This is a genomic window from Agromyces cucurbitae (assembly GCF_058349945.1).
The window spans coordinates 377,167-397,957 of record NZ_JBYRES010000001.1 but is presented as its reverse complement, the minus strand read 5'-3'; the positions used below and the strand labels follow the sequence as shown (position 1 = coordinate 397,957).

At 73.7% G+C, this 20,791-nt stretch carries 25 protein-coding genes; 10 read left to right on the top strand and 15 right to left on the bottom strand.

Annotated features, from left to right (window positions below):
• Positions 1-11: 11 nt before the first annotated feature.
• The 8 genes from AC3RJ6_RS01965 to hemQ all read right to left on the bottom strand — a co-directional run bounded on the left by AC3RJ6_RS01965 (position 12) and on the right by hemQ (position 7,508).
• Positions 12-392: a hypothetical protein gene (locus AC3RJ6_RS01965; protein ID WP_491425182.1), complete on the bottom strand. Its 381-nt coding sequence runs from the start codon at positions 390-392 to the stop codon at positions 12-14.
• Positions 393-529: 137 nt separating this feature from the next.
• Complete coding sequence (gene hemL / locus AC3RJ6_RS01960; protein WP_491425181.1) at positions 530-1,909, bottom strand: glutamate-1-semialdehyde 2,1-aminomutase; 1,380 nt, start codon at positions 1,907-1,909, stop codon at positions 530-532.
• Entirely contained in the window at positions 1,906-2,901 is a 996-nt protein-coding gene (gene hemB / locus AC3RJ6_RS01955) for a porphobilinogen synthase (protein ID WP_491425180.1), read from the bottom strand. Before hemB ends, hemL begins: the two co-directional genes overlap by 4 nt.
• Before the next feature lie 9 nt (positions 2,902-2,910).
• Positions 2,911-3,924 carry a DMT family transporter gene (locus AC3RJ6_RS01950; RefSeq protein WP_491425179.1) on the bottom strand — a complete coding sequence of 338 codons (1,014 nt, stop codon included), beginning with the start codon at positions 3,922-3,924 and terminating at the stop codon, positions 2,911-2,913.
• Complete coding sequence (locus tag AC3RJ6_RS01945) at positions 3,921-4,721, bottom strand: uroporphyrinogen-III synthase (protein WP_491426208.1); 801 nt, start codon at positions 4,719-4,721, stop codon at positions 3,921-3,923. Before AC3RJ6_RS01945 ends, AC3RJ6_RS01950 begins: the two co-directional genes overlap by 4 nt.
• Before the next feature lie 14 nt (positions 4,722-4,735).
• On the bottom strand, positions 4,736-5,692 hold the full coding sequence (gene hemC, locus AC3RJ6_RS01940) for a hydroxymethylbilane synthase (protein ID WP_491425178.1): 957 nt from the start codon (positions 5,690-5,692) through the stop codon (positions 4,736-4,738).
• Positions 5,689-6,771: a ferrochelatase gene (locus tag AC3RJ6_RS01935; RefSeq protein ID WP_491425177.1), complete on the bottom strand. Its 1,083-nt coding sequence runs from the start codon at positions 6,769-6,771 to the stop codon at positions 5,689-5,691. The genes hemC and AC3RJ6_RS01935 overlap by 4 nt, the downstream gene beginning before the upstream one ends.
• Complete coding sequence (hemQ, locus tag AC3RJ6_RS01930; RefSeq protein WP_491425176.1) at positions 6,771-7,508, bottom strand: hydrogen peroxide-dependent heme synthase; 738 nt, start codon at positions 7,506-7,508, stop codon at positions 6,771-6,773. The genes AC3RJ6_RS01935 and hemQ overlap by 1 nt, the downstream gene beginning before the upstream one ends.
• Before the next feature lie 73 nt (positions 7,509-7,581).
• Here hemQ and AC3RJ6_RS01925 point away from each other — a divergent pair, with 73 nt between their 5' ends.
• Positions 7,582-8,040, top strand: a complete 459-nt coding sequence (locus AC3RJ6_RS01925; RefSeq protein ID WP_491425174.1) for a pyrimidine dimer DNA glycosylase/endonuclease V — start codon at positions 7,582-7,584, stop codon at positions 8,038-8,040.
• Here the strand turns inward: AC3RJ6_RS01925 and AC3RJ6_RS01920 are convergent.
• A complete protein-coding gene (locus tag AC3RJ6_RS01920) occupies positions 8,031-8,633 on the bottom strand; it encodes a MarR family winged helix-turn-helix transcriptional regulator (RefSeq protein WP_491425173.1) in 603 nt (200 codons plus the stop codon). The genes AC3RJ6_RS01925 and AC3RJ6_RS01920 overlap by 10 nt on opposite strands.
• A 77-nt stretch (positions 8,634-8,710) precedes the next feature.
• Between AC3RJ6_RS01920 and idi the strand changes: the two genes are divergently transcribed.
• From idi to AC3RJ6_RS01885, 7 genes are read left to right on the top strand one after another with little or no spacing between them, the layout of a single operon-like run.
• On the top strand, positions 8,711-9,271 hold the full coding sequence (gene idi / locus AC3RJ6_RS01915) for an isopentenyl-diphosphate Delta-isomerase (RefSeq protein ID WP_491425172.1): 561 nt from the start codon (positions 8,711-8,713) through the stop codon (positions 9,269-9,271).
• An 8-nt stretch (positions 9,272-9,279) separates the two neighbouring features.
• A complete protein-coding gene (locus tag AC3RJ6_RS01910) occupies positions 9,280-10,332 on the top strand; it encodes a polyprenyl synthetase family protein (RefSeq protein WP_491425171.1) in 1,053 nt (350 codons plus the stop codon).
• Entirely contained in the window at positions 10,329-11,255 is a 927-nt protein-coding gene (locus AC3RJ6_RS01905; protein ID WP_491425170.1) for a phytoene/squalene synthase family protein, read from the top strand. The genes AC3RJ6_RS01910 and AC3RJ6_RS01905 overlap by 4 nt, the downstream gene beginning before the upstream one ends.
• On the top strand, positions 11,252-12,844 hold the full coding sequence (crtI, locus tag AC3RJ6_RS01900; RefSeq protein ID WP_491425169.1) for a phytoene desaturase family protein: 1,593 nt from the start codon (positions 11,252-11,254) through the stop codon (positions 12,842-12,844). Before AC3RJ6_RS01905 ends, crtI begins: the two co-directional genes overlap by 4 nt.
• Positions 12,841-13,173 (top strand): lycopene cyclase domain-containing protein, encoded by a 333-nt coding sequence (locus AC3RJ6_RS01895; protein ID WP_491425168.1) that lies wholly within the window; start codon positions 12,841-12,843, stop codon positions 13,171-13,173. The genes crtI and AC3RJ6_RS01895 overlap by 4 nt, the downstream gene beginning before the upstream one ends.
• Positions 13,170-13,475: a lycopene cyclase domain-containing protein gene (locus tag AC3RJ6_RS01890; RefSeq protein WP_491425167.1), complete on the top strand. Its 306-nt coding sequence runs from the start codon at positions 13,170-13,172 to the stop codon at positions 13,473-13,475. Before AC3RJ6_RS01895 ends, AC3RJ6_RS01890 begins: the two co-directional genes overlap by 4 nt.
• The gene (locus tag AC3RJ6_RS01885) at positions 13,465-14,352 is read left to right on the top strand and encodes a prenyltransferase (protein ID WP_491425166.1); all 888 of its coding nucleotides are present in this window, start codon (positions 13,465-13,467) and stop codon (positions 14,350-14,352) included. Before AC3RJ6_RS01890 ends, AC3RJ6_RS01885 begins: the two co-directional genes overlap by 11 nt.
• Here the strand turns inward: AC3RJ6_RS01885 and AC3RJ6_RS01880 are convergent.
• The 4 genes from AC3RJ6_RS01880 to AC3RJ6_RS01865 are packed head-to-tail and all read right to left on the bottom strand — an operon-like array spanning position 14,342 to position 16,231.
• Positions 14,342-15,013 carry a GntR family transcriptional regulator gene (locus tag AC3RJ6_RS01880; RefSeq protein ID WP_491425165.1) on the bottom strand — a complete coding sequence of 224 codons (672 nt, stop codon included), beginning with the start codon at positions 15,011-15,013 and terminating at the stop codon, positions 14,342-14,344. The two genes, AC3RJ6_RS01885 and AC3RJ6_RS01880, sit on opposite strands and share 11 nt — an antisense overlap.
• 26 nt (positions 15,014-15,039) lie before the next feature.
• Positions 15,040-15,348: a DUF3618 domain-containing protein gene (locus AC3RJ6_RS01875; protein WP_491425164.1), complete on the bottom strand. Its 309-nt coding sequence runs from the start codon at positions 15,346-15,348 to the stop codon at positions 15,040-15,042.
• Positions 15,332-15,739, bottom strand: coding sequence for a phage holin family protein (locus tag AC3RJ6_RS01870; protein ID WP_491425163.1), 408 nt, complete (start codon positions 15,737-15,739; stop codon positions 15,332-15,334). Before AC3RJ6_RS01870 ends, AC3RJ6_RS01875 begins: the two co-directional genes overlap by 17 nt.
• 33 nt (positions 15,740-15,772) lie before the next feature.
• Positions 15,773-16,231: a hypothetical protein gene (locus tag AC3RJ6_RS01865; RefSeq protein WP_491425162.1), complete on the bottom strand. Its 459-nt coding sequence runs from the start codon at positions 16,229-16,231 to the stop codon at positions 15,773-15,775.
• A 158-nt stretch (positions 16,232-16,389) separates the two neighbouring features.
• Here AC3RJ6_RS01865 and AC3RJ6_RS01860 point away from each other — a divergent pair, with 158 nt between their 5' ends.
• Positions 16,390-16,950, top strand: a complete 561-nt coding sequence (locus AC3RJ6_RS01860) for a GNAT family N-acetyltransferase (protein ID WP_491425160.1) — start codon at positions 16,390-16,392, stop codon at positions 16,948-16,950.
• Between the two features lie 54 nt (positions 16,951-17,004).
• Here the strand turns inward: AC3RJ6_RS01860 and AC3RJ6_RS01855 are convergent, their stop codons facing one another.
• Positions 17,005-18,552 carry a protoporphyrinogen/coproporphyrinogen oxidase gene (locus AC3RJ6_RS01855; protein ID WP_491425159.1) on the bottom strand — a complete coding sequence of 516 codons (1,548 nt, stop codon included), beginning with the start codon at positions 18,550-18,552 and terminating at the stop codon, positions 17,005-17,007.
• The gene (hemE, locus tag AC3RJ6_RS01850) at positions 18,549-19,724 is read right to left on the bottom strand and encodes a uroporphyrinogen decarboxylase (RefSeq protein ID WP_491425158.1); all 1,176 of its coding nucleotides are present in this window, start codon (positions 19,722-19,724) and stop codon (positions 18,549-18,551) included. The genes AC3RJ6_RS01855 and hemE overlap by 4 nt, the downstream gene beginning before the upstream one ends.
• 257 nt (positions 19,725-19,981) lie before the next feature.
• Here hemE and AC3RJ6_RS01845 point away from each other — a divergent pair, with 257 nt between their 5' ends.
• Positions 19,982-20,713, top strand: a complete 732-nt coding sequence (locus tag AC3RJ6_RS01845; protein WP_491425157.1) for a hypothetical protein — start codon at positions 19,982-19,984, stop codon at positions 20,711-20,713.
• Positions 20,714-20,791: the final 78 nt, after the last annotated feature.

Sequence of the window (20,791 nt, the reverse complement as noted above, 5' to 3'; positions counted from 1 at the left end):
GCCGCTGCGCGCTACTCGCCCGAACCCTCGACCGGCTCGTCGAGCGGGGTCAGTCGCAGGCGGTCGATGAGCTCGGCGGCGTGGTTCGTGCTCAGGATGATGCGGGCGAACTCGCCGCCCGCGAGCTCGAGCACGACGGCCTGGCGCTTGCCCTTGACGATCACGAAGTCGCTGCCGCCGTGGTACTTCCAGACGCCGACCGCGACGACGAGGGGCACCTCGGTGCCGCGCCGCCGGATGCCGCGGATCCAGATCCACGGGTCGTCGGTGATGGTCGCCGACCGGATGTCGTCGCGCTGCACCACGAGGTCGTCGGCACGGAGCGCGAGCGACTTCTCGGCCGCGGTGAGGTGGACCTCGACCCGGTCGTGATGCACGCGGAGCTTCGCCATGTACCCATCCTGCCCGAAAACTGCCTGCCGGTTGAGGAGCGCCCGACGAAGGAGGACGCGTCTCGAAACCCGGTGACCGATTCTCGAGACCGTCTCACCGGGTTTCGAGACGCGTCGCCGCTCCGCGTCGGCGCTCCTCAACCAGCGGGTGGTGTCGCCGCCGCCGCGGCCTTCGCCGCCGCCGGCAACGCGTCGACGATGCGGCCGATCGCCGCGTCGTCGTGCGCCGCCGTCACGAACCACGCCTCGAACACGCTCGGCGGCAGTGAGATGCCCGCGTCGAGCATCGCGTGGAAGAACGGCGCGTAGCGCCACGCCTCCTGCCGCTGCACCGTCGCGTAGTCGCGCACCTCGGCGCCCGCGAGCGCCTCGCCGAACACGAAGCTGAACAGGTTGCCCGCGCGCTGCACGCGGTGGGCGACGCCCTCGGCGTCGAGCGCCGCGGAGACGGCGCCCGAGATCGTCTCGGCCGCGGCATCCAGCTTCGCGTACACGTCCGCGTCGGCGGCGCGCAGCGTCGCGATGCCCGCGGCGACGGCGACGGGGTTCCCTGAGAGGGTGCCGGCCTGGTAAACGGGGCCGAGGGGGGCGAGCCGCTGCATGATCTCGGCGCGGCCGCCGAGCGCGGCGACGGGCATGCCGCCGCCGATGACCTTGCCGAAGGTCATGAGGTCGGGGGTGTAGGCGGATGCCTCGTCGCGGGCCTCGAGCCCCCACCAGCCGGCCTCCGAGACGCGGAAGCCCGTGAGCACCTCGTCGCTGATGACGAGCGCGCCGTTGGCGTGGGCGAGCTCGACGAGCGCGCGGTTGAAGCCCGGCGCGGGCGGCACGACGCCCATGTTCGCGGCCGACGCCTCGACGATGACGGCCGCGATGCGGGCACCGTGCTCGGCGAACACGGCACCGAGCGCGTCGAGGTCGTTGTACGGCACGACGAGCGTGAGCGCGGCGATCCCGGCGGGTACGCCGGCCGAGCCGGGCAGGGCGAACGTCGCGAGACCCGAGCCGGCCTCGGCGAGCAGCCCGTCGGAGTGGCCGTGGTAGTGCCCGGCGAACTTCACGAGCAGGTCGCGGCCGGTGAAGCCGCGGGCGAGGCGGATCGCGCTCATCGTCGCCTCGGTGCCCGTCGACACGAGGCGCAGCTGCTCGACGGGGGCGACGCGCCCCTCGACGAGCTCGGCCAGCTCGGTCTCGGCGGGCGTCGACGAGCCGAACGAGAGGCCCTTCGCCGCGGCATCCTGCACCGCCTCGACGACCCGCGGGTCGGCGTGGCCCAGGATCGCGGGCCCCCACCCGGCGACGAGGTCGACGTACTCGCGCCCCTCGGCGTCGGTCAGATAGGCGCCCTTCGCCGAGACGTAGAAGCGCGGCGTGCCGCCGACCGAGTGGAACGCGCGCACGGGCGAGTTCACCCCGCCGGGGATCGCGGCCTGCGCACGGGCGAACAGTTCGGCGTTCGTATGAGCGGGTTGAGGAGGCGACGAAGGAGCCGTCTCGAAACCCGTCGCGTCACTCATGCGTCTCCCTTGCGGATCCAGTCGGCCAGCTCCGTGGCCCAGTAGGTGAGCACGGCGTCGGCGCCGGCCCGCTTGATCGAGCGCACCGACTCGACGACGGCGCGCTTGCGGTCGATCCAGCCGTGCGCGGCGGCGGCCTCGATCATCGCGTACTCCCCCGAGACCTGGTAGGCCCAGACGGGCACCTCGCTCGCGGCGGCGACGTCGGCGAGCACGTCGAGGTAGCCGCCCGCGGGCTTCACCATGACGACGTCGGCGCCCTCGTCGATGTCGATCATCGCCTCGCGCAGGCCCTCACGACGGTTGCCGGGGTCGAGCTGGTAGCTGCGGCGGTCGCCCTCGAGGGTCGACTCGACCGCGTCGCGGAACGGGCCGTAGAACGCCGATGCGTACTTCGCCGAGTAGGCGAGGATCGCGACGTCGTGGCGGCCGGCGTCGTCGAGCGCCTCGCGCACGGCGGCGACCTGGCCGTCCATCATGCCGCTGAGGCCGAGCAGCTCGGAGCCGGCGCGCGCCTGCGCGAGCGCCATTGCGGTGTACCGCTCGAGCGTCGCGTCGTTGTCGACGCGGCCGCGCTCGTCGAGCACGCCGCAGTGCCCGTGGTCGGTGAACTCGTCGAGGCAGAGGTCGGTCTGCACCACCAGGCGGCCGGCGGATGCCTCGGCGGCGACGCCGGTCGCGACGTTGAGGATGCCGTCGGGGTCGGTCGCGCCCGAGCCGCGCGCGTCGCGAACCGCGGGGACGCCGAACAGCATCACGCCGCCGAGCCCGGCCGCTGCGGCCTCGTCGACCGCCTCGGGCAGGCTCTCGAGCGAGTGCTGCACGACGCCCGGCATCGAGCCGATCGGCACGGGGGCGGTCGCCCCCTCGCGCACGAAGATCGGCAGCACGAGGTCGGCGGGGTCGAGGCGGGTCTCGGAGACGAGGCGGCGCAGGGCCGGGGTCTCGCGGAGCCGGCGCGGTCGGACGCGGGGAAGGGGCGCGGAACTCACCGGACCAGCCTACGCGCGCCCGGCTGGGCGCAGTCCGGGAGCGCGTTCCGGCCGCGGCATCGCGAAGATCCAGGCGCCGACGAGCACGAGGGCGGTGCCGACGGCGTGCCAGATCGTGAACGGCTCGCCGAGCAGCCACACGGCGAACACGATCGTGATGACGGGCGACACGTTGCCGATCACGGCGGTCCGCTCGGAGCCGATCATGCCGATCGCGCCCGAGATGCAGTACGCGGGCAGTACCGTCGAGACGAGCCCGATCGCGATGACGAGCGGCCACGCCTCGGCCGGCACCGCGAGGTCGGAGACCGGGTGCGTGATCGCGAAGTGCACGAGGATCGCGACGCCCGCCCCGCTCATCGCGATCGAGGTGAAGAGCCCCGCACCCAGGCGGTCGATGAGGGGCTTCGCGAGGATCTGGTACACGGCGTACGCGATCGCAGCCCCGAGCACGAGCGTCGCGCCGAGCAGCACGTGCTCGCCCGCGAAGCTCAGGTCTCGCCAGAAGATGACGGCGATGCCGAGGTAGCTGAGCACCTGCCCGACGATCATCACGCGGGTCACCCGGCGGCGGAAGAACACGACGCCGAACAGCACCACGAAGAACGGGTAGAGCAGCAGGATCAGCCGGTCGAGCTGCGCCGAGATGTACTCGAGCGCCGTGAAGTCGAGCAGGCTCGCGAGGTAGTAGCCGATCATGCCGACCCCGGCCGCCTGCAGCACCGCACCCGGCGCGAGCACGCGCTCGCCCGTCGCGGTGCGGGCGTCGCGGTGCCGCAGCACCCCGGTCAGGCCGACGGCGGCGAACACCGGCACGGCGACGATCATGCGCCAGGTCAGCGTGGTGAGCGAGTCGACGCCCTCGGCGAGCGCGAGCTTGACGACGATGCCCTTCGTGGCGAATGCGGCGGCCCCGACGATCGCGAGCGCGATGCCGACGGTGCCGACGACGGGCACGCGGCGTCGGCGGGCGGGCGCGGTCGAGGCTGAGGCGGATGCCTCGGACGAGTCGGTCCGCGTCACGCCAGCGCGGTCGCGGCGTCGACGACGGCGTCGATGAGCGACTCGGCCGTGCGCTCGCGCGCGATGACGTCGACGCGCAGGCCCACCTTCGCGGCGTCCTTCTTCGTCTGGGGGCCGATCGCCGCGACGAGCGTGGACTCGGGAAGCGGCCCGAGCTGCTCCTGCACCTGCTCGGCGACGCTGCCCGAGGTGACCAGCACGGCGTTGACGCGGCCCGCGCGCACGTCGTCGGCGACCTTCGCCGACACCGGCACGCCGACGGTGCGATAGGCGACGACGGCCTCGACGTGGTGGCCCATGCGCTCGAGGCCGATCGAGAGCACCTGCTTCGCGATCGCCGACCGCAGCGCGAGCACGCGCAGCCCGGTGGCGCCGCCCGTCGCGGCCTCCCACTCCTCGAGCATGCCGCGTGCCGAGTTGTCCTCCGACGGCACGATGTCGGCGTGGTACCCCGCGGCGACGAGCGCGGCAGCGGTCGTCTCGCCGACCGCTGCGACCTTCGTCGTCTCGGGGATCACGGCGCCGTACGACGAGAGCACGTCGACCGTCGTCGCGCTCGTGACGGTCAGCCAGTCGAAGCCGCCCGAGGCGAGCTTCGCGAGCGCGGCCTCGAGCGCCGGCTGGTCGTCGGCGGGCGCGAAGTTGATGAGCGGGGCGATCATGGGCGATGCGCCGCGGTCGCGGAGCGCGGCGGCGACGCCGTCGCCCCACGGGCCGCCGCGCGGCACGAGCACGCGCCACCCGGCGAGCGGCTTGGCACCGCCGGCCGACGCGGGCAGGTGGATCGCGCCCGTCATCGGTTCGAATTCGCTCACGGCTGCTCCTCTGGGGGAACGAGGGTTGCGGCGCCGTTGCCGAGGAGTTCTGCGACGACGCGGTCGGCGACGTCGTGGGCTGCGACCGCCAGATCTGCGGCCGAGTGACTGTCAGGTGTGGCCGCGTGCGAGCTCGTGAGTCGCCGCGTCCCGTCGGCACTGTACACGCTCGCGGTCAGGAACAGAAGTTCGTCCTCGACGAGGGCCGTGGCCCCGACCGGTGCGGCGCAGCCCGCCTCGAGCCCGGCGAGCACGAGGCGCTCGGCGAGCGCGGTCGCCCGCGAGGAGCGGTGGTCGATCGTCTCGAGCGCCCGCTCGAGGTCGCGGTCGCCGCGTTCGCGGCGCACCTCGATCGCGAGGGCGCCCTGGCCCGGCGCGGTCGGCCAGTCGCTCAGCGAGAAGTGCTCGGTGGCGGCATCCAGCCGGCCGAGGCGCCCGAGGCCCGCGGCGGCCAGGATGACCGCGTCGAGATCGGCGTCGTCGCCGTGCACCCGGCCGAGCCGGGTGTCGACGTTGCCGCGCAGGTCGACCGCCTCGATGTCGGGACGGGCGGCGCGGAGCTGGGCGATGCGGCGCGGCGAACCGGTGCCGACGCGGGCGCCCTCGGGCAGCTCGGCGAGCGTGAGCCCGTCGCGCGCGCAGAGCACGTCGCGGGCGTCGACCCGCTTCGGCACGGCCCCGAGGCGCAGCCCGGGGTGCTCGGCGGTCGGCAGGTCCTTGAGCGAGTGCACGACGAGGTCGCACTCCCCCGCCAGCAGCGCCTCGCGCAGTGCGGCCGCGAACACGCCCGTGCCGCCGATCGACGAGAGCGACGCCCGCGAGGTGTCGCCCTGCGTCGTGATCGGCACGAGCTCGATCTCGGCCTTCGCGGCTTTGGCGATGCGCTCGGAGATCTGGCGCGTCTGCGCCATCGCGAGGGCGCTGCCGCGCGTGCCGACCCGGATGACGGTCATCGCGTCGTCGCCTCCTGGGCGGGAGCCTCGAGCACCGCGCCGCCGGCGATGCGCGCGTGGTCGGGCCACGGTCCGAGCGCCGTCAGGTGGGGCCGCTCGGCGTCGGGCACGTCGTCGACGCGCTCGAGCACGAGGTCGACGAGGCCCGCGACGTACGCGGGGTGCACGCCCGGGGTGGGCACGCGGCGCACCTTGAGCCCGTGCTCGCCCGCGGTCTCGACGGCCTCGTTGTCGAGGTCCCACATGACCTCCATGTGGTCGGAGACGAAGCCGAACGGCACGATCACGATCGCGTCGGTGAGGCCGCCGACCGCGAGCTCCTCGATGGCGTCGTTGATGTCGGGCTCGAGCCACGGCGTGGTCGGGGCGCCCGAGCGCGACTGGTACACGAGCGACCACGGCGACGACGACTCGAGGGCCTCGTTGATGGCCTGCGCGACGGCCAGGTGCTGCGCGACGTACGCGCCGCCCTCGCCCGTGCCCACGCGGTCCTCGAAGCCGACGCCCGACTCCTGCGACGCGCGCGTCGGGATCGAGTGGGTGACGTACATGATGTGGGTGCGGTCGGCGGCGACGCCCTCCGCGGCGAGCTCGGCCGTGGCATCCCGCACGCCCTCGATGAAGGGCTGCACGAAACCGGGGTGATCGAAGTACTCCCGCACGCGGTCGATCGCGACGCCGGTGCCCGCGGTCGCCTTCTGGAAGTCCTCGCGGTACTGGCCGACGCCCGAGTAGCTCGTGTAGGCGCTCGTGACGAGCCCGAGCAGCTCGGTGTGACCGTTGCGCTCCGCCTCGGCGACGACGTCGCCGAAGTACGGGGCCCAGTTGCGGTTGCCCCAGTAGACGGGCAGGTCGATGCCGCGCTTCGCGAGCTCGGCCTCGAGGGCGGCCTTCAGCTGCCGGTTCTGCTCGTTGATCGGGCTCACGCCGCCGAAGTGGCGGTAGTGGTGGGCGACCTCTTCGAGGCGCTCGTCGGGGATGCCCCGGCCCGCGGTCACGTTGCGCAGGAACGGGATCACGTCGTCCTGGCCCTCGGGGCCGCCGAACGACGACAGCAGGATCGCGTCGTAGTGCGTCATTACTGCAGGACCTCCACGAGTTCGGCGGTCGTGATGCGTCGACCGGTGTAGAACGGCACCTCTTCGCGCACGTGCATGCGGGCGTCGGTCGCGCGGAGCTCGCGCATCATGTCGACGAGCTCGGTGAGCTCGTCGGACTCGATCGGCAGCAGCCACTCGTAGTCGCCGAGGGCGAACGCGGCGACCGTGTTGGCGATGGCGCCGCGGAACGAGGCGCCCTTGCGGCCGTGCTCGGCGAGCATGCGGCTGCGCTCGGCGGGGTCGAGCAGGTACCAGTCGTAGCTGCGCACGAACGGGTAGACCGTCAGCCAGCCCTTGGGCTCGAGCCCGCGCAGGAACCCGGGCACGTGCGCCTTGTTGAACTCGGCGTCGCGGTGCACGCCCATGGCGTTCCACGTCGGCAGCAGGGCCTTGAGGAGGCGCGCGCGGCGCAGCTCGCGGAGCGCCCACTGCAGGCCCTCGGCGGTCGGGCCGTGCAGCCACAGCATGACGTCGGCATCGGCGCGCAGGCCCGAGACGTCGTAGATGCCGCGGAGGGTCACGCCCTCGTTCTCGATCAGCGAGATCACGCCGTCGAGCTCGGACACGACGCGGGGGACGTCGTGGCCGTCGAGGTCGTCGGGACGAGCGGGGTCGCGGCGGAGCACGGCGAAAACCGTGTACCCCTCGAGCGTCTGCGCTGCGTCGGAATCGGTCTGGAACGCGTCGGCTGCCGCTTCGGCAGCGGGGGAAGACATGCCTCCAGTCTCCCCCCTCGGAGGCGAACGGCCAAAAGCGGGACCTCGCCCGTTCGCGCATAGGCTGCCTGCCATGCGGATCTGGTCGGTGCACCCCCGGTACCTCGATCGGCAGGGCCTCACCGCCTGCTGGCGGGAGACGCTGCTCGCGCAGGCGGTGCTCGAGGGCGCGACGCGCGGCTACACGCGGCATCCGCAGCTCGAGCGCTTCCGCGAGGCGCCGCGACCGCTCGAGGCGATCGGCGACTACCTCGCCGCGGTCGCCGACGAGGCGGCGGCCAGGGGCTACCGTTTCGACGCGACGAAGGTGCACCGGCGCGGGGCCGGCGAGCGGCTCGAGGTCGCGAGCGGCCAGCTCGACCTCGAGTGGCGGCACCTCCGCGCGAAGCTCGCGGCGCGGAGCCCCGACGTCGCCGCACGGTGGTCGGGCGTCGCGCGGCCCCAACCGCATCCGCTGTTCGTCGTGGTCGACGGGCCGATCGCGCCGTGGGAGCGGGCCGTCGCCGACTCGGTCGGCGGCCGTCAGGGCTGAGCGGGCCCGTCGGAGGATGCCGCTCCGTCGTCGGCCCCGTCGGGCCCGTCGTCGGACTCGGTCGCGCTCAGCGCGTCGAGGAACCTGATCACGGTCTCGCGTTCGGCGGGGCTGAGCGCCGCGGCGACGGCGAACCGCCGGGCGTGCAGCCGGCCGACCGACTCGCGGGCGGCGACCCGGGTCGCGTCGGTCACCGTGATCGCGAGCGCCCGGCGGTCGGTCGGATGCGGCGAGCGCACGATGTGGCCGCCGTGCTCGAGCCGGTCGAGCAGCTTCGTCGTGGAGGCGCTCGAGATGCCGAGGTAGGCGCTGAGCGCCCCCGGCGTGGCGATCTCGCCCTGGTTGCGGGCCGCGACGAGGTACCGGATCGCCCGCATGTCGGTCTCGTTGAGCTTCATGTAGCGACGGGATGCCTCGCTCATGCGCCGCTGCGTCTCGTGCCAGCCGCGCAGGCTCTGCATGACCCGCACGACCTGGTCGAGCCCCGCGTCGTCGAGCCCCGACCGGTCGACGAGCTGGCCGTCGCGGTCGGAGATGCGGGGATCGTGCATGCCGCGCGCGACGTCCTGCCACGAGGCGGGCTCATCTGCCATGTCGTGATTCTAGCCAACGCGGCATATAGTTCGCTAAGCTAGTTTCTTGCCAAGGCAGTAAGAACCGGGAGTTCTCCATGACCGCCGCATCGATCGAAGAAGTCGTGCTGCTCGACGCCGACGACCGCCCCGTCGGGCGCGCACCGAAGGCGAGCGTCCACGGCGCCGACACCGCCCGGCACCTCGCCTTCTCGTGCCACGTGTTCGACGCCGCCGGCCGACTGCTCGTGACGCGCAGGGCGCTCGCGAAGCAGGCCTGGCCGGGCGTCTGGACGAACTCGTTCTGCGGGCACCCCGCGCCGTCGGAGACGCTGCTCCACGCGATCCGCCGGCGCGGCGACTTCGAGCTCGGCCTCGAGCTCGACGACGTCGAGCCCGTGCTGCCGTTCTTCCACTACCGCGCCGTCGATGCGTCGGGCATCGTCGAGAACGAGCTGTGCCCCGTCTACACGGCCCGGACGCACTCGATCCCCGATCCCCATCCGAACGAGGTGATGGAGGTCGCGTGGGTCGACCCGGCCGACCTCTCCTCGGCGATCGAGGTCGCCCCGTGGGCGTTCAGCCCGTGGCTCGTGCTCCAGGCACGGCTGCTGCCGTTCCTGGGCGGTTCGACCGAACCGCGGGTGCTCGCCTCATGATCGGCGCCGTGCTCGATCGTCCGTCGCTGCTCGGCACCGCCGAGGTCGACGCGTTCCTCGATGCGTTCTTCGCCGCCAGGATCGCGAGCGCGGCCGCGCGCGACGACGGGTACGCCCGGCTGTGGTCGGCGGCGCACGAGAGCGCGACGGGCGGCAAGCGCCTCCGGCCCGAGCTCGTGCTCGCCGCGTACTCGGCGTACGCGGGGGCCGGGCACGCCGAGGCGGTCCGGCTCGCCGCCGCGTTCGAGCTCCTGCACACCGCGTTCCTCATGCACGACGACGTCATCGACCACGATCTCGTGCGCCGCGGCGTGCCGAACGTGACGGGTCGCTTCATGGTCGAGGCCCGCGGGCGCGGCGTCGGCGAAGCGCGTTCCCGCGAGTACGGCGAGGCGGCCGCCGTCCTGGCGGGCGACCTGCTGATCAGCTCGGCGCATCGGATCGTCGCCGGGATCGACGCGCCGGGCCGGGTCCGCGTCGCGCTCCTCGACGTGCTCGACGACTGCGTGTTCCTGACCGCCGCGGGCGAGCTCGCCGACGTCCGGCAGGCGACCGGCGCGCCGACACCGCACGAGATCATCGCGATGGTCGAGCACAAGACCGCCGCGTACTCGTTCAGCGCCCCGCTGCAATCGGGCGCGCTGCTCGGCGGGGCATCGGGGCGGGCGGTCGCACGACTCGGCGAGGTCGGCCGGCACCTCGGCGTCGCGTTCCAGTTGCGCGACGACGTGCTCGGGGTGTTCGGCAGCAGCGCCGTCACGGGCAAGACCGTGCTGGGAGACCTGCGGGAGGGCAAGCAGACGCTGCTCATCGCGTTCGCCCGCGAGCACGCGGGCTGGTCGGTGGTCGCCGACGAGTTCGGCCGGCCCGACCTCGACGAGCCGGCCGCCCTGCGCCTGCGTGCGGCGATCACGGCGAGCGGCGCGCTCGACCGGGTCGAGTCGATCATCGAGGAGCGCTGCGACGAGGCGGTCGCCGAGATCGAGGCGGCCGGATTCCCCGCGCCGTTGCGCGATGCGCTCACCGCGACGACCCGGCGATGCGTGGAGCGGGTCCGATGACGGCGACGGGACTCGAGCTGTACCACCGCACGGCGCGCCTCGGCGCGGCCACGGTCATCACCGAGTACTCGACCTCGTTCGGACTCGCGAGCCGGCTCTGCTCGCGCCGGGTGCGCACGCACGTCGCGGCGATCTACGCGCTCGTGCGCGTCGCCGACGAGGTCGTCGACGGCCCCGCCGAGGCGGCCGGCCTCGACCGCGCCGAGCGCCGCCGGATGCTCGACGCGCTCGAGGCCGAGACCGAGCAGGCGATGCGCTGCGGCTACAGCGCGAACCTCGTGGTCGACGCCTTCGCGCAGACGGCGCGCGCGACCGGGTTCGGCGAGGAGTCGACTCGCCCGTTCTTCGCCTCGATGCGACGCGACCTCGATGCCGTCGACTTCGACGACGACGAGTTGCGCGAGTACGTCTACGGCTCGGCCGAGGTCGTCGGGCTCATGTGCCTGCGCGCGTTCAGCGAGGGACTCCCGGCCGACGCCGAGCGCGACGCGCGCTGGCAGCGCGGAGCCCGCCACCTCGGCGCCGCCTTCCAGAAGCTGAACTTCCTGCGCGACCTCCGCGACGACGTCGAGGGCCGGGGCCGACGCTACCTGCCGGGCATCGACCCCGAGCACCTCACCGAGTCGCAGACGGCACGGCTGCTCGACGACATCGATCACGACCTCGCGATCGCGGGCGAGGTGATCGGCGAGCTGCCCTCGGGGTGCCGGCGAGCGGTGGCCGCGGCGCACGGGCTCTTCGCCGAGCTCTCGGCGAGACTCCGGCGCACGCCGGCCGAGCAGCTCCTCGCCGCACGGATCAGGGTTCCCGCCGCCACGAAGGCGGGCCTGCTCCTCCGCGCGACAGTGGCACCGGGCCGGCGGATGCCGCGCCCCGGGCCGACCGCACCGGCCGCCCCGCTCGTCGGGGAGGCTCGTCCGTGAGCCGCGCCGTCGTCATCGGAGCGGGCGTCGCGGGGCTCGCCACGGCTGCGCTCCTCGCGCGCGACGGCCACGACGTGACGGTGCACGAGGCCCGCGACGAGGTCGGCGGCCGCGCGGGGCGCTGGGAGGTCGACGGCTTCCGCTTCGACACCGGCCCCTCGTGGTACCTCATGCCCGAGGTGTTCGAGCACTTCTTCCGGCTCATGGGCACGAGCGCCGCGGCGCAGCTCGACCTCGTCGCGCTCGACCCCGCGTATCGCGTGTTCTTCGAGCAGCACGCGCCGCTCGATCTCCACGCCGACCGCGAGCGGGCGGCGCGCACCTTCGAGCGCGTCGAGCCGGGAGCGGGCGCCGAGCTCGAGCGCTACCTCGACTCGGCCGGGTCGACGGCGCGGCTCGCGCTCGACCACTTCCTCTACAACGACTTCTCGTCGCCGTCGTCGCTCCTCGGCCGCCCGCTGCTCGAGCAGGCCGGCCGGCTGGCCCGGCTGCTGTTCGAACCGCTCGACCGGCTGATCGCGCGCCGATTCGACGATCTGCGACTGCGCCAGGTGCTCGGCTACCCGGCCGTGTTCCTCGGCACCTCGCCGTACGCCGCGCCGAGCCTCTACCACCTGATGAGCCACTTCGACCTCGACGACGGCGTGCGCTACCCGCGCGGTGGCTTCGGCGAGCTCGTCGACCGCATCCGCCGGCTCGCCGAAGACGCCGGCGCACGCATCCTGACGGGCGAGCGCGTGACCGGCATCCTCGTCGAGGAGGGGTCGGCGCGAGGCATCCGCGTGCGCGGCGGCGACGGCGTCGCCCGCACCGTCGCCGCCGACCTCGTCGTCTCCGCGGCGGACCAGCACCACACCGACGCCGACCTGCTGCCCCGCGCGCACCGGAGCCGATCGGAGTCGTCGTGGCGCCGCGTCGACCCCGGCCCGGGTGCCGTGCTCGTGATGCTCGGCATCCGGGGGCGCCTGCCGCGACTGCTGCACCACAACCTGCTCTTCACCGCCGACTGGCGCGAGAACTTCGCGCGCATCCTCGGCCGCGACCGTTCGGTGCCCGACCCCGCGTCGCTCTACGTGTGCATGCCGAGCGCGACCGACGCCGGGGTCGCCCCGCCGGGGTACGAGAACCTGTTCGTGCTCGTGCCCGTGCCGGCCGACCCGCAGCTCGGCCGCGGCGGCGTCGACGGGAGGGGGGATCCGCAGATCGAGCGGATCGCCGATGCCGCGATCGCCCAGATCGCCGCGTGGGCGGGCATCGCCGACCTCGCCGACCGCGTCGTCGTGCGCCGCACCGTCGGGCCGGGCGACTTCGCCGCCGAGTTCGGCTCGTGGCAGGGCTCGGCGCTCGGCCCGGCCCACGTGCTGCGGCAGAGCGCATTCCTGCGCGGTCGGACGAGGTCGAGGACCGTGCGCGGGCTCTACTCCGCCGGTGCGACGACGGTGCCCGGCATCGGGCTGCCGATGTGCCTCATCAGCGCCGAGCTCGTGGCGAAGGCCGTGCGCGGCGAGCGGGGCGCCGCTCGACTGGCGGAGCCGGCGCCCGAGCCGCGCCCCGAGCCGCGTCACGAACCCGAGGGGCTCACGAGATGAGCCTCCTCTACCTCGGAGCGCTCGTCGTCACGATCGCGTGCGTGGTGCTCGTCGACGTGCGGTTTCGCCTCGTCTTCGCCGCACCGGGTCGTGCGCGACGCGCCGGCATCGTGCTCGCGGCCGGTGTCGTGTTCTTCGTCGTGTGGGACCTCGCCGGCATCGCCCTCGGCATCTTCCACCGCACCGAGAACGCGATCAGCACGGGACTCCTGCTCGCGCCCGAGCTGCCCGTCGAGGAGCTCGTGTTCCTCGCCTTCCTCGGCTACCTCACCCTCGTGCTCTACACGGCCGCGCTGCGCCTCGCGTCGAGGCGGGAGGTGGACCGATGACCTACCTCGTGCTCTCGGCGGTGTTCCTGGCCGTGGCGATCGCCGTCGGAGCGGCCGGAGCACGGCGCGCGCCCCGGGGGCACTGGGCGGCCGTGCTCGCGAGCGGCGGCATCCTCGTCGTGCTCACCGTGGTCTTCGACTCGATCATGATCGCCGCGGGGCTCTTCGGGTACGGCGACGCGCACATCTGGGGCGTGCGCCTCTGGCTCGCCCCCGTGGAGGACGTCGCCTACCCGATCGCCGGCGTCCTGCTGCTCAGCGGGCTCTGGAACCTGTTCGACGGACGACGCCATGCCGACTGACGTGCGCCGACGGAGCGCGTTCGCCGATCTCATCACGGCGTCGCGTCCGCTGAGCTGGGTGAACACGGCCTTCCCGTTCGCCGCGGCGTACCTGCTCACGACGCGCGAGGTCGACATCGCCCTCGTCGTCGGCACGCTGTTCTTCCTCGTGCCCTACAACCTCGCGATGTACGGCGTGAACGACGTCTTCGACTACGCCTCGGATGCCGCGAACCCGCGCAAGGGCGGGGCCGAGGGCGCACTGCTCGTGCCCGGACGCCACCGGCTGACGATCGTCTCCGCGATCGCGGCCTGCGTGCCGTTCGTCGTCGTGCTCGTGCTCCTCGGCGGTGCCGCGGCGTCGGCGGTGCTCGCGGCGTGCCTGTTCGCGGTCGCCGCCTACTCGGTGCCCGGCCTGCGCTTCAAGGAGGTGCCCGGGCTCGACTCGATCACGTCGAGCGCGCACTTCGTGGGTCCCGCGGTGTACGGGCTCGTGCTCGCCGGCGCCGCGTTCACGCCGCCGCTCATCGCCCTGCTCCTCGCGTTCTTCGCCTGGGGTGTGGCGAGCCATGCGTTCGGCGCCGTGCAGGACATCGTGCCCGACCGGGCCGGCGGCATCGCGTCGATCGCGACGGCGATGGGCGCGCGACGCACCGTGCGCCTGGCGATCGCGCTCTGGGCGGTCGCCGGTGTGCTCATGTTCGCCACCTCGTGGCCCGGTCCCCTCGCCGCCGTGCTCGTCGTGCCCTACATCGTGGCGGCGGCGCCGTTCATCGACGTCACCGACGCGACGTCGGGCCGGGCCAACGCCGGCTGGAAGCGGTTCCTCGCCATCAACTACGCGGTCGGGTTCGTCGTGACGCTGCTGCTCATCTGGTACGCCGCGATCACGGCGTGAGGGCGTCGCCGGCCGCCTCGTCGAGCAGCAGGTCGGTCGAGTGTCCGAGATGCTCGCGCATCGCCTCGGGTCCGCGGGTCTGCACGTCGGCGAGCAGTTGCCGGTGCTCGTCGATGATCGACTCGAGCGTGTAGTGCGGCCGCACGTGCAGCAGGAACAGCAGCAGCTCGCTGCCGAGCGCGTCGTGCGCCTCGACGATGCGGGGGCTCGCCGATGCCGCGACGATCGCGCGGTGGAAGTCGGCGTGCAACCGCTCGACCTCGAGCCAGTCGGCCTCGGCGTGCTCGCTCTGCAGCCCGCTCAGCGCGGCGAGCACCTCCTCTGCCGGCGCGAGCACCTCCCCGGGCCACGCGTCGCCGTGCCGTTCGGCGACGATGCGCACGGCCTCGCCCTCGAGCGCCGCCCGCAGCTGCTGCAGCGCCCGGATCTCGTCTCGGTCGAAGCTCACGACGCGCACGCCGCGGTACGGCTCGGCCTCGGCGAGCCGCTCGGCCACGAGCCGCTGGAACGCCGAGCGCACGGTGTGCCTCGACACGCCGTGCCGCGCCGCCTGCGCCTCTTCTCGCAGCGGCGAGCCGAGTGCGATCGCGCCGCTCAGGATCTCCGAGCGGATGGCATCGGTCACCCGTTCGACGGCGGTGTCCGTGGAGGACGTCGACACCGGGGCATCCCCTCGCTTCGGCCCGCTCAGTCGCCGAGCTTCGATCGCACGACGAGCCACACGAGCCCGCCGACGGCGGCGGCCACGCCGACGGCGGCCGCGATCGCGACGCCCGGCTGCTCGTCGTAGAACCGCTTGAGCGAGACCTTCGCGCGGTCGACGCGGATGCCGACCTGCTTCGGCACGTTGAGCTTGTCTTCGAGGGCGTCGAGCGTGCGGGCGAACTCGTCGCGCGCCTGGCGCGACGCGGCCCGCGCCTGCACCCGGGTGAGGTTGCGCTCGCGCTGCGCCGACTCGCGCTTCGAGGGACGGGGCGCGTCAGTAGCGGCGGTCATAGTCACCCGTTCCCTTCAGGGCGTCGAGGTCGGCCTTGAGGCTCTCGACCGATTCGAGGGGCTCGGAGCCCCGCTGGAAGTTCACGATGCCGATCCAGACGAGGATGGCGATGACGAGCACGAGCACGCCGGACACGACGAGGGCTGCCGCCCAGGCCGGCATCACGAGCGCGAGCGCGAAGATCGCCGAGGCGAGCAGGGTGAAGATGAGGAACGGCAGCACGATGAGCGCCACCACGAAGAATCCCGAGCCGATGCCGAAGTGCTTCACCTTGTAGGTGATCTCGGCCTTGATCTGGTCGATCTCGGCCCGCACGAGGTTCGAGATCGTGTCGGGCAGCTCGCCGATCAGCGTGAACAGCGAGCGGTCGTCGTTGGTCGGTGCGGCCATCGCGCGGTCGCCTCCCGTCTGTGCCTGAGCGTGCTAGGAATCGGATGCCGCGGGCTTCGCGCCGCGCGACGTGGAGCGCTTCGGCGCGGGCTTCGACGGCTTCGCCGCGCCCTCGGCGACCTCGGCGGCGGAGTCGATCGCGTCGCTCAGCGTGTCGGCGACGCCGTCGACCGCCGACTTCGCGGCCCTCGCACCGTCGGACACGCCGCGCTTGGCCTTGGCGGCCGCATCGGTGACGTCGCCCTTGGTCGCGCCCGAGCCGCGCGTCGCGTTGCCGATGAACGACTTCACGCCGTCGAGCACCGAGTCGGAGAGGTCGCCCACCTTCGAGGCGGCGAAGCCCTTGACCTGGTCGACGCCCTGCTGCACGGCTGGCGTGTTCCACACGCCCTCGGCGGCGCGCTTGATCTGCTCGTAGCGCTCGCGACCGGCCCGCGTGCCGAGCACGTAGCCGACGCCGAGCCCCACGACGAAGAGGATCTTGCCCTTCATGTGCACCCCGTCTTCCCCCGCTGCTGAGCCACAGCGACCTTTCCAGCGTAGACCCCGCGCCGAGGCGCGCAAGGGGGTTGCGGCGAAATATTCCGTTTCGGCTATGCGATGCGGCGGCCGCGACGACGGCGTCGGCGGTCGCACCTAGACTCCCTCGCATGACCCGACGCACCGCCCGCCTGCTGCTCGACGAGACCGTCGCGTCCGACCTCGAGCCGCTCCACGAGATCTACGGCGATGCCCGCACGTGGCGGCACCTGCCGTCTGGCCGGCACGCCGGGCTCGACGACACGCGCACGGTGCTCGGCCGGTGGCTGGCCGACTGGCGCGACTCCGGGTTCGCCGCCTGGACGGTGCGCACGATCGACGACCCGGCGACCGTGATCGGCCACGGCGGCTGCGCGATCCGCGGAGGGGCGACGAACGCCCGTGCGTTCTGGAACCTCGGCTACCGGTTCCGCCCCGAGGCGCACGGCCGCGGCTACGCGACCGAGCTCTCGGTCGCCGCGATCGACGAGGCGCGGGCGCGCCGCCCCGAGCTGCCCGTGGTCGCCTACCTGCTCGAGCACAATCGCGCCTCGGCGCGGGTCGCCGAGAAGGTCGGGCTCGAGCTGCGCCACCGCGCACCCGATGCCGGCAACCCCGACCCCGCGGCGATCCGGCTCGTCTACGCCGACCGCGAGCTCACGGGCGAGCAGCTCGCCGCGACGCTCGCCTGACGAGCCGCCGAGCGGCTGACGGCTGAGCAGACGAGCCGCCGAGCCGCCGAGCGGTCAGCCCTGCTCGCGGCGGCCCACCGCACGATGGCGGATTCGCGCCGCGGCCTCGCGCGCGTGGGGCACGACCGAGGCGAGCCCGGTGCCGGCGACCCACGACCCGGTGACCTCGATGCCGGGCTCCGCCGCGACGGCGTCCTCGAGCGCTCGCACCCGGTCGCGCTGGCCGATGGCCGCATGTGAGACCGCGTCACGCCATTCGGTGCGGCCCGACGCGCGCAGCATCGTCGCGTCGAGCGGCACGCCCAGCAGGTGGGAGGCATCGGCGAGCGCGAGCTCCGCGACCGCGTCGTCGGTGAGGCCGTCGAGCGGGTTCGGCTGTCCGGCGCGACCGTACGAGAGGCGCACGACATGGCGCCCGCCCGACCGGTCGGCGAGCCACGACCACTTCGCCGTCGAGTGGGTGAGCGCCTTCGCGGCGACCCCGGCCGTGTCGGCGGCGACGAGCACGCCCGTGCCGCGCGGTGCGTCGTCGAGGGCCGGCGCGTCGAGCACGAGGGTCACGAGCTCGACGGATGCCGCGGACGGCCAGTCGCTCGTCGACTCCCAGCCCTCGACGGCGTCGTCGAGCAGGCGCAGCGAGGTGTGCGCCGGCGCGGCGAGCACGACCTCGGGGGCGATCAGGTCGAGCTCGGCGGCCGACTCGTCGCCGGCGACGCCACCGGCGACGGCGCCGCCCGCGGCGAGGGCGCCCTGGTCGCCGGGCAGGGTCGCGCGCACACGCCACCCGGCGTCGCCGACGCGCTCGAGCGCGGTCGCCTCGGCGCCCGTGAGCACGGTCACCTCGAACCGCGCGAGCTCGCGCGCGAGCGCGTCGACGAGCGTGTGCATGCCGCCGCGGAGGCCGCGCACCGCCCCGCCGGCCCGGCGCTGCTCGACGAGCTGGCCGACGCCGCCCGAGAGCGAGCCCATGCGGGTCATCGCCTCGTTGAGGCCGGGGGCGACGACGTCGAGGTCGAGCAGGTTCGGGTCGGCGGAGTAGACGCCCGCCGAGATAGGGGTCACGAGCTTGTCGAGCACCGCCGACCCCATGCGCGAGCGCACCAGCTCGCCGAGGCTGTGCGCCCGGCCGATGCGCAGGATCGGCATGAGCCGATCGGCATACGCCCGGATCGCGCCGTTCCACCCGATGATGCGGCGCACGTCGTCGCCGAGCGGGTTGGCGGGGATGCCGAGCATGCCGGTCTTCGGGAGCGGGGCGGCGTCGAGCGCATCGGCCGCACCCTTCGCACCCGGCGCGCTGCCCCACACGAGCCAGGCCCCGGCGCGGTTCGGGTCGACGACCTCGTCGTCGAGCCCGAGCGCGGTGACGAGCTCGGCGACCGTGTCGCCGCGCGTCGCGAACGACTCGGCGCCCGAATCGAGGGTGAGCCCGTCGAGCTCGATCCGGCCGACGCATCCGCCGAGCGCGTCGCGGCGCTCGAGCAGCGTGACGCGCAGGCCGATCTTGGCGCACTCGAGCGCGGCCACCATGCCGGCGACGCCGCCGCCGATCACGACGACGTCGGCGGTCTCGACCTCGATGCGCTCGGCCCCGTCGGTCATGCCGCGCCTGCCTCGTGCACGAGCTCGACGACGCGGGTCAGCACGGTCGGGTCGGTCTCGGGCGGCACCCCGTGGCCGAGGTTGAAGACGTGCGCGGGCGCGACCCGGCCCGCGCGCAGCACGTCGCGAACGGCCGCCTCGAGCACGGGCCACGGTGCCGCGAGCAGCGCCGGGTCGAGGTTGCCCTGCAGCGGCACGCCCGCGCCGACGCGCTCGGCGGCGACATCGAGCGGCACGCGGTAGTCGACGCCGACGACGTCGACCCCGACCTCCTTCATGGCGCCGAGCAGCTCGCCCGTGCCGACGCCGAAGTGCACGACGGGCACGGCGCGGGCGGGCTGCGCCTGCCCCGAGGTGTCCGTCGTCGCGTACTCGAGGTCGTGCACGAAGCTCAGCGCCCGTGCCGACGCCGGGGCGACGTGGGTCGTGTAGTCGGCGAGCGAGAGCGCACCGGCCCACGAGTCGAAGAGCTGCGCGGCCGAGGCGCCCGCGACGATCTGCGTGCGGAGGAAGCGGCCGGTGAGCTCGGCGGTCCACTCCATGAGCGCGCGCCAGGCGCCGGGGTCGGCGTGCATGAGGGTGCGGGCGGCGAGGTGGTCCTTCGAGGGGCCGCCCTCCGCGAGGTAGGCGGCGAGCGTGAAGGGGGCGCCCGCGAAGCCGATGAGCGGCGTGGCTGTTCCGGAACGAACCTGCCCTGAGCCGGCCGAAGGGTCGGTCGCGTTCAGCTCGGCGATCGTCAGCGCCACCGCCTCGGCGATCGGGCCCGAGGCCGCGTCGAGCCCGGCCGGGTCGATCGCCGTGAGCTCGGCGACGGCCGCGGCATCCGCATAGCCCTTCGAGAAGACGGGGCCGCGCCCCGGCTGGATCTCGACGTCGACGCCGACGAGCCTGAGCGGCACGACGATGTCGCTGAAGAAGATGCCCGCGTCGACCCCGTGGCGGCGCACCGGCTGGAGGGTGATCTCGCTCGCCATCGCCGGGTCGAGGCACGCGTCGAGCATGCGGGTGCCGACCCGCAGGTCGCGGTACTCGGGCAGCGAGCGGCCTGCCTGGCGCATGAACCAGACGGGGGTCGTGTCGGCGCGCTCGCCCCGGTAGGCGCGCACGAGGCGCGATTCGCTGGTGAGGCCGGCAGAGAGGGGATGCTGCGGGGAGAGGATCACGCCCGACATTGTCTCGCACCCGGCTGGGAGGGCTGCGGTGTCTCCAGCGAGAGGTGGAAGCGAAGCGCGTCGTCGATCTCGGTGAGCACCTCGCGGGGAGAACGATCGCCGCGGCCCGCGGATTCGAAGGAACCCTCACCGTCTCTTCCGTTCGCCGCTGCGAGGGGGGTAAGGTCGGTGGCGTTGTGCGCCCCCCACGCACGACGACGCGCCACCACCGAAGCGCGGCGCGCCTCCGCCCCCACGGAGTGAGCAGGTCCCGAACGATGTCGTCCCCCCTGTCCGAAGCGCCCCACCGCCGCAAGCTGACCGCCCTCATCGCGTTCCTCGCGGTGATCGTCGTGGCGGCGCTGGTCTTCGGCGCCGCCCGCGTCGACGAGCTCGTCCCGCGGCTGCCCGCCGTTCCCGGGGGTGACGCGACCCTCGCCGTGATCGCCGCCGCCGCCGCGGTCTGCGCCGTCTGGTTGCTCGTGCGACTCGCCCGAGCCGGCCGCGGCCGGGCGCGCCGTCGTGCCCTCGAGGCCAGCGTGCGCGGCCGGGTCAGCTGCGGCATCCGCACCCGTGTGCTCGTCGGGCTGCTCAACGAGGTGCGCGTCGACGAGCCGCGTGCGATCCGCCTCGCCGGCCGCTACTCGATCGTCGCCGACGAGCTCGGGGTCGCGTTCTGGAACGGCGGCCGGCGTCCGCGTCGGGCGATCTTCTTCCCGTGGCGGGAGGTGCGCAACATCCGGTCCGACGCCATGGTCATCGGCGGTGCGCGCGTCTCGGTGCTCGTGCTGCGCGTGCGCCGCGGCGGCACGAGCGTCGAGCTGCCGATCGTGTTCAGCGCTCCGCGGCCCGGCGCCTACGCGCTCGGCGACGCCCCGTTCTTCGCGCTCGTGCGCGGCTGGAAGGCGCTGCACCGCGAGGCGCTCAAGGCCGAGGGCATCGAGCCGCCGCCCGTGACGGGGGCGATTCCGGTGATCCGGCCCGGGGCGGTCTACGCCGGGGCCCGGTAGAGGTCGCGGCTCCCCCGCGACCCCACGTCGACGGGCTGTTGCGCCCCGAGTCATCCTCGCTTTCGACCGCGGGTAGAA